The sequence below is a fragment of the Pantoea stewartii subsp. stewartii genome (assembly GCF_008801695.1).
GTDB classification, from domain to species: Bacteria; Pseudomonadota; Gammaproteobacteria; order Enterobacterales; family Enterobacteriaceae; genus Pantoea; species Pantoea stewartii.
The window spans coordinates 1-6,843 of sequence record NZ_VZPF01000131.1; the positions used below are offsets into that span (position 1 = coordinate 1).

Here is a 6,843-nt window from a genome sequence, read left to right on the forward strand (position 1 = left end):
GAATATTTTACGGCATTCTCCGCTAATGCTCAGGCGAATATCCCTGAAGGACGTTCTTAACAATTTAACAAGGGTTTACCACAAAATGGTGCTGGTTTATTAGCGTCAATTTGTGGGGATCCCTCAGGGCTACAGCCCGTTTACCCTGGCGGTCGAAGTCTCCGCCCTTCTTGCTGCCGCGGACCTGCTTTCGCTAGACGGCGATGAGGTGGCTGCAAACCATCTGCGCGAAACCGCCGACTGCTGGAATGAGCAGATTGAAAAATGGACCTTTGCCGGAGAGCCCGATTTTTGCGCATCGGTTGGTATTGCCGGTCACTACGTCCGCATCGCTCCCCCCGGCGCAACGGATGAAGCAAGCGCATCCGGCGAAACCGAGATCCGCAACCAGACGCCGGATCGGGCGATTCTGTCAACCACCGATGTGCTGAGTCCGGATGCTCTGGCATTGGTGCGTTTTGGTCTGCGCGCCGCCGACGACCCGCACATCGTGGATACGGTAAAAGCAATCGACCACAGTCTGCGTGTCGAACTCCCTCAGGGGCCACTATGGTATCGGTATACCGGCGATGGCTATGGTGAGCACGAAGACGGCGCGCCGTTCGATGGTATTGGCCAGGGACGTCCCTGGCCCTTGCTGGCGGGCGAACGCGCGCATTACGAGCTGGCAGCGGGCAGGCGCGAGGTCGCGGAGGCGCTCTTATCGACGCTGGAGAAGTCGGCAGGTCCGGGCGGGTTGTTACCGGAACAGACCTGGGACGGTCCCGATATTCCTGAAAGGGAGCTGTTCTTCGGCCAGCCAGCCGGGAGCGCCATGCCACTTGTCTGGGCGCATTCCGAGCATATTAAACTCGTGCGGTCGCTCCGCGATGGCGTGGTCTTCGATATGCCACCGCAGGGCGTTGAGCGCTATATCCGGAATAAAACCGCATCGCACTTGCGCATATGGCGCTTTAACAACCGCCTGTCTTCTGTTCCTGTCGGGAAGCAGCTGAGGCTGGAAACGGAAGCGAACGCACTGGTGCACTGGAGCACAGATAACTGGACGACCGTCTCTGACAGCCCGGCGATCCCTTCCGGACTTGGCACATACTATGTGGACCTGCCTTTACAGCATGAGGACGCAGGAACCCGCGTTGTCTTCACCTTCTACTGGCCTGATGTTGAAAACTGGGAACACACCGACTTCACCGTTCAGGTTGTGAATGAACCGGAAAATCAAATGCGCATTGACAGAGAGGAATGATATGCAGATTGGAATGGTAGGACTCGGCCGTATGGGCGCAAACATGGTTCGTCGTCTTCTTAAACAGGGCCATGATTGCGTGGTCTTCGACGTGAACGCCGATAACGTTGACGCACTGGTTAAAGAGGGGGCAACCGACGCGTCGTCGCCAGCCGATCTTATTGCTAAACTGGCGGCGCCGCGCGCGGTCTGGCTCATGCTGCCTGCCGCGATCACACCGAAGATTGCGCGGGATTTCGCATCAAAGCTGAATAAAGGCGACGCCATCATTGACGGGGGCAACTCCTTTTATCGTGAAGCGATCGATCTCTCTGGAGAGTTTTCCCCCCTTGGGATCGACTATATCGACGTCGGTACATCGGGTGGCGTGTGGGGCCTGGAACGTGGCTATTCCCTTATGATCGGTGGCCCGCAGGCGGCTGTGAAGCGTCTGGATCCGATTTTTGCGTCGCTCGCGCCCGGTGCCGGTCAGCACATTGAGGAAGATGCGGCCGTAGGCACAGCGCCGAGAGGCTATCTTCATTGTGGGCCGGCGGGCGCCGGACACTTCGTCAAGATGGTACATAATGGCATTGAATATGGTGTGATGGCCGCCTATGCCGAAGGCCTGAATATACTGAAAGCCGCCAATGCCGGAAACGGCGAACGGGAGGCAGATGCGGAAACCGCGCCTCTGTCCCATCCTGAATATTACCGTTTTGACATCAATCTTCCCGCCGTTGCGGAGGTATGGCGACATGGCTCGGTTATCGGTTCCTGGCTGCTGGATTTGACCGCCGAGGCGTTGAAGCAGGACCCGCACCTTAAAAACTATGATGGTCGTGTGTCAGATTCCGGTGAAGGCCGCTGGACACTGCAGACAGCGGTGGAAACGGGCGTTCCCGCGCCGGTTCTCGCGTCTGCTCTCTTCGGGCGTTTCTCTTCTCGTGGTGAAGCTCTGTTTGCTGAAAAAGTTCTTTCAGCCATGCGGCACGCCTTCGGTGGCCATCTGGAAAAAAACCGCTAAAGCGGAGGGACACAGCGATGGTACAGCAACGTTCAGACGTACTGGTAGTGTTCGGTGTCACAGGCGATCTTGCCTATAAAATGATCTTCCCTTCACTCTATGCAATGGTGAAGCGTAACACGCTCAATACGCCCATTATCGGTGTGGCGTTTGAAGACTGGACGCGCGACCAGTTGATTGCGCGTGCAAAAGAGTCGGTTGAAAAACACGTCGATGAGTTCGATGAGGCAGTCTTTGCTGCGCTGGCGGACAGGCTGTCCTATGTTTCCGGCGATTATCGCATTCAGTCAACATTCGATGGATTGCGCGATGCGCTGGGGGACCATCATCACCCGCTCTATTACCTGGCTATACCCCCGTCGCTGTTTGAAACGGTCGTCACAGGTTTGCAAGAGGCGGGTATCGCGAAAGGCGCCCGCCTGATGGTGGAAAAGCCGTTCGGCCGCGATCTCGCGTCGGCAAAACAGCTGAACAACGTGCTTCACAACGTTTTCGATGAGGACGCGATTTTCCGTATCGATCACTTTTTAGGGAAGGAAGCCATCCAGAATCTCCTTTACTTTCGCTTTGCCAACAGCTTCCTCGAACCAATATGGAATCGCGATCATATCGAAAGCGTTCAGATTACTATGGCCGAGGACTTTGGTATTAAAGGACGCGGCAAATTTTATGATGAAGTTGGCTGCCTCCGCGATGTGATCCAAAATCACCTGGTGAATGTGCTTCTGTTGCTGACTATGGAACCTCCCGCCTCCGGCGCGTCCGACGATCTGGTTGATGAGAAAGTTCAGGTGCTGAAGGCCATTCCCCCCCTGTCGGACGATGATGTGGTTCGTGGACAGTTTGCAGGCTATACCGATGAACCCGGTGTCAACCCTTCCTCTTCGACAGAGACGTTCGCTGCGGTTCGTTTCCGGATTGCGACATGGCGCTGGAGTGGTGTTCCCTTTTTTATCCGTGCCGGCAAAAATCTGCCTGCGCATGCGACGGAAGTGATCGTGCGCTTCCGGCGACCACCCGTTACACTTTTCGATGACATTGCCAACGAGGCCGCTAACTATATCCGCTTTCGCCTTGGTCCGGATATTACGATCGGCATTGGGGCGCGACGCAAGGCGGCTGGCGAAAAGATGCGAGGTGAAGCCGTTGAGCTAACGGCGCTTGACGATGGCATTGGCGATATGGCGCCCTATGAGCGGCTGATAGGCGATGCGATGGCTGGCGATCGTCAGCTTTTTACCCGACAAGACTCGGCGGAACTGGCCTGGAAGATCGTTGAGCCAGTACTGGATAAGAAAACCGTCCCCCTTTCCTACAAGCCCGGAACCTGGGGGCCGGATACGATGGCAGACTTTGCGCCCCCCGGCGGCTGGGTCGATCCCGATTGAGTTATGGAGCACTATCAATGACGCGGCAACCTAAAAAGAAAAAAGATCAAATCGTTCTGGCCATCGACATCGGCGGAAGCCATGTAAAAATCCTCTCCAGCGCTGGCGGGGTGAAAAAGAAGGCGGACAGTGGAAAGACAATGTCTGCGGCTGAAATGGTTGCTGTGGTTAAGAACCTGGCTGAAGGCATGACCTATGATGTGATTGCAATGGGATATCCCGGTCCGGTCGCGCACAACAAACCGCTTCGGGAACCCGCCAACCTCGGTGAGGGCTGGGTGGGATTTGACTATGCGGGCGCATTCGGTTGCCCTGTTCGTATCGTCAACGACGCCCTGATGCAGGCGCTGGGTTCCTATCAGGGCGGACGCATGCTCTTTCTCGGTCTTGGCACGGGATTAGGTGCTGCGATGATCGTTGAGAATGTCGCTCAGCCCATGGAGATTGCTCACTTACCTTATCGCAAGGGCAATAGCTATGAACATTATGTGGGTGAAGCCTATCGGATAAAAAAGGGCAATAAAAAATGGCAAGAGCGTGTTTTTGATGTAGTGGAGATGCTGACCGCCGCGTTACAGCCTGAGTACGTCGTCTTAGGCGGCGGAAACGTAGGTGAACTCGATTCACTTCCGCCCAACTGCCGGAAAGGCGACAACACGCTGGCATTCGAAGGTGGATTTCGTCTCTGGAACGACCCAAACTTGATCACGTGATCCCTGCCTTTTAAGAAGGTCAGAATAGCGTTGCTGTGTTTTAGGTTTACTGCCGTGAACGTTTATTCGCGGCAGACTAACGAAAACCGCCAGCGAATGCGACATTCATGGCTGTTCGACCCGACCCGTCATTGCCGGTGACTGGCATCGGTGGGTTAAGAAAACCTGTCAGAAACCCCAAAAAAGCCTGAAAATGGCGTTTTTTATTGCTGCTTCATACTGACTGACATCACCCACTTTGTCCCCTAACGCTTTCACCGGGACAGATGCAATGTCGGTTGTCACAACGCGGTACTTGCTGCCGTTAACCAGTACCTCAGGATAAAGTTCACCTGAACCCACGAACTCGCCCGGAAGAGCAAGGGGGGCGACCATTAAACGGCCTGGTGTGTCTATCAGGTAGCTTTGTACTTCAACAAGATAAGGATATTTTTTACCATTCTTGTGTGAGTAAACGTCAAATTGCATCCCTACCAGTTCCTGTACATATCAGAAAGCGATCCCTCTTCTCCCACAAAGTCAGAGAAGGCTTTCATGCTTTCACGGTTTTCTTCTTTCCAGCGTTCAGCCCGGATTCTGCGAGCCTCAGTAGTGACAAGCTCGTTAACCATTTTAGAAAGGTTTAAGCCCGCAGATGAAAATATCTCGTAGGCTTCTTTATCAATGGTGACGTTAGTTCTGTATTTCATGTACACCTCCGAAGTGTGAGTTACAAGTATACACTGCTGATACACACCAGCAAGGAACGATTTTTAGGTGTACTCTGCTTTCACGATGCGCCTGGTTTGACCCGCCCGAAAAGCGTTGTTCAGCTTGTCAGACTGCCTATAACCCAGAATGTACAATCACACTGGCCCAGAGAAAAATGTCTGCTCAGATAACAGGCTCTTTCTGAATGAGTGGCCACTTTGTTATCGTCTTGGACGGGCCAAAGCAGATAGCCGTGAAGAAAAACGAAACGGTGACGATATACTAGCTGACCACTTGTCCGCGTTTCTGATGCGGATAGCTTTCTGTTGAAACCTTTCAGCGACAGGAAGGAAGGTGAATGCAGGAAGCGGATTAATGTAAGTGCAGGTTTAACTCTCGTTGTGCGGCAAGAGCGGAGGGACGGCAAAAAGCTCGTCCTAATGGTCCGTCTGCCGTGGTTACTCATACACAATAAAAAAGATTCAAGCTAGCCATTTGACTGGAGCACCGCATGTTAGACACCAGCATATATCACACCTCAGAAACAACCACCGGCGTTTCCTGCTCACCCACTAACCTGGTGACCCTCAGGGACAGAAATAATAAAACATGGATGATCCAGAAAGAGCTTATTGCATGGGTCCGTGAAGAAGAATTTTCAAAAGGCTGCCGCGTCGTTCTGTCGAACGACAAATGGTTTGACGTTCCTCTTAGTATTGATGAGCTGGTAAGCGCATTAGGTCTGCCGGTTCCACCGCATACTGACGACTGAGTGGGCGCCGTGTGACAGGTGCATAAGTGCCTGTCCAAAAAAATATTACAGAACTGCGATGCCATAGGTTGAGTGCGTGTGCCGCTCAGAACGTGTCGTTGAGTCTGTTGTTATCAGCATGGACATACGTAGGGTAACACCGCGTTCGCCCGGCGCAACAGCTTATCAGTCCAGTACATCCGCTCATAACAGGCATTCGGCACTAACATACCAACGACTTTTCCAGCAAAGTAATATTTTTGCCCGCCGAGTATTCGATCCGGAATTTATCCACATACCACAAAATCAATTTCAGCCCTCTGCCGCTTTCCTTGTTTATTGTCTGGTCAGAAAAAGCATCACAACGTGCCGCCTGGAGGCGTTCAGCGGGAAATACACTCCCCTCGTCCATAAAGCGAAGCGTAATGCTGATGTCTGACGCAATAAATTCCACTGTAAACCGGCGGTGACTGTCTTCGTTTAGCGCATGACGAATGATATTGGTTGCTGTCTCACACGCGGCGAGATCGAGTGAGAACCGCCACTCATCATTCACGGGTAACGCTTCCATCTTTTCCGCAAGCCATTCTGCCAGGCGAACGAGCGAGGTCAGCGTAGCGGGAAGCGTAATATCGCTGTTCACTGACATCTCACTTATTTAACTGCGCAAGCGCCGCGGAGCGGTCCGGACAGATCCGGAAAATGCGATCCATTCTGGTGAGTGTGAACATCTTCTGGATATTGGCATTTAATGCACATAATGTCATTTCCCCTTTTCCATTCATTAACTTAAGCAACGAAACCAGTGTTCCCAGTCCACTGCTATCGATAAAGTCAATTTTGCTAAAATCCACAATGAGGGCTTTTTTATCCTCACCAATTTCCCGCGAAACCGCTTCTTTAAAGGCTGCGGCTACCGATGCGTAAGCGTCGCATTCAGACCGTATTGACGTTCAGGCAGAGGGAAGCTCGACCTTCCATGGCAGCAGATCGCGGACCCGGTTCACCGGCCAGTCCTGTATATGACCGATGACGTAACGCAACCACGT

General features: G+C 53.1%; 9 protein-coding genes and 1 pseudogene. 5 read left to right on the forward strand and 5 right to left on the reverse strand.

What is annotated here, in order from left to right:
* Positions 1 to 112 precede the first annotated feature (112 nt).
* The 4 genes from F7Q90_RS24050 to F7Q90_RS24065 are packed head-to-tail and all read left to right on the forward strand — an operon-like array spanning position 113 to position 4,353.
* Positions 113 to 1,246 (forward strand): glycoside hydrolase family 15 protein, encoded by a 1,134-nt coding sequence (locus F7Q90_RS24050; protein WP_006121894.1) that lies wholly within the window; start codon positions 113 to 115, stop codon positions 1,244 to 1,246.
* A gap of 1 nt (position 1,247) precedes the next feature.
* Positions 1,248 to 2,252: a phosphogluconate dehydrogenase (NAD(+)-dependent, decarboxylating) gene (gene gnd / locus F7Q90_RS24055; RefSeq protein WP_006121895.1), complete on the forward strand. Its 1,005-nt coding sequence runs from the start codon at positions 1,248 to 1,250 to the stop codon at positions 2,250 to 2,252.
* Positions 2,253 to 2,269: 17 nt separating this feature from the next.
* Positions 2,270 to 3,640, forward strand: a complete 1,371-nt coding sequence (zwf, locus tag F7Q90_RS24060; protein WP_151161115.1) for a glucose-6-phosphate dehydrogenase — start codon at positions 2,270 to 2,272, stop codon at positions 3,638 to 3,640.
* A gap of 17 nt (positions 3,641 to 3,657) precedes the next feature.
* The gene (locus F7Q90_RS24065; RefSeq protein ID WP_006121897.1) at positions 3,658 to 4,353 is read left to right on the forward strand and encodes an ROK family protein; all 696 of its coding nucleotides are present in this window, start codon (positions 3,658 to 3,660) and stop codon (positions 4,351 to 4,353) included.
* A 168-nt stretch (positions 4,354 to 4,521) separates the two neighbouring features.
* On the opposite strand, the gene F7Q90_RS24070 is transcribed toward F7Q90_RS24065, so the two are convergent.
* Positions 4,522 to 4,821 (reverse strand): CcdB family protein, encoded by a 300-nt coding sequence (locus F7Q90_RS24070; RefSeq protein WP_006121898.1) that lies wholly within the window; start codon positions 4,819 to 4,821, stop codon positions 4,522 to 4,524.
* A gap of 2 nt (positions 4,822 to 4,823) precedes the next feature.
* Positions 4,824 to 5,042, reverse strand: a complete 219-nt coding sequence (locus F7Q90_RS24075) for a type II toxin-antitoxin system CcdA family antitoxin (protein WP_006121899.1) — start codon at positions 5,040 to 5,042, stop codon at positions 4,824 to 4,826.
* 512 nt (positions 5,043 to 5,554) lie between these two features.
* Between F7Q90_RS24075 and F7Q90_RS24080 the strand changes: the two genes are divergently transcribed.
* Positions 5,555 to 5,815 carry a hypothetical protein gene (locus tag F7Q90_RS24080; RefSeq protein WP_006121900.1) on the forward strand — a complete coding sequence of 87 codons (261 nt, stop codon included), beginning with the start codon at positions 5,555 to 5,557 and terminating at the stop codon, positions 5,813 to 5,815.
* Between the two features lie 202 nt (positions 5,816 to 6,017).
* Here F7Q90_RS24080 and F7Q90_RS24085 read toward each other — a convergent pair whose 3' ends face one another.
* The 3 genes and pseudogenes from F7Q90_RS24085 to F7Q90_RS24095 form a co-directional block, all read right to left on the reverse strand.
* The gene (locus F7Q90_RS24085) at positions 6,018 to 6,443 is read right to left on the reverse strand and encodes an ATP-binding protein (protein WP_006121901.1); all 426 of its coding nucleotides are present in this window, start codon (positions 6,441 to 6,443) and stop codon (positions 6,018 to 6,020) included.
* A 1-nt stretch (position 6,444) separates the two neighbouring features.
* Positions 6,445 to 6,717 (reverse strand): annotated as a pseudogene (locus F7Q90_RS24090) (STAS domain-containing protein); the annotation flags it as partial.
* Between the two features lie 30 nt (positions 6,718 to 6,747).
* A partial coding sequence (locus F7Q90_RS24095; protein ID WP_151160719.1) for a transposase domain-containing protein occupies positions 6,748 to 6,843 on the reverse strand: 96 nt, incomplete at its 5' end.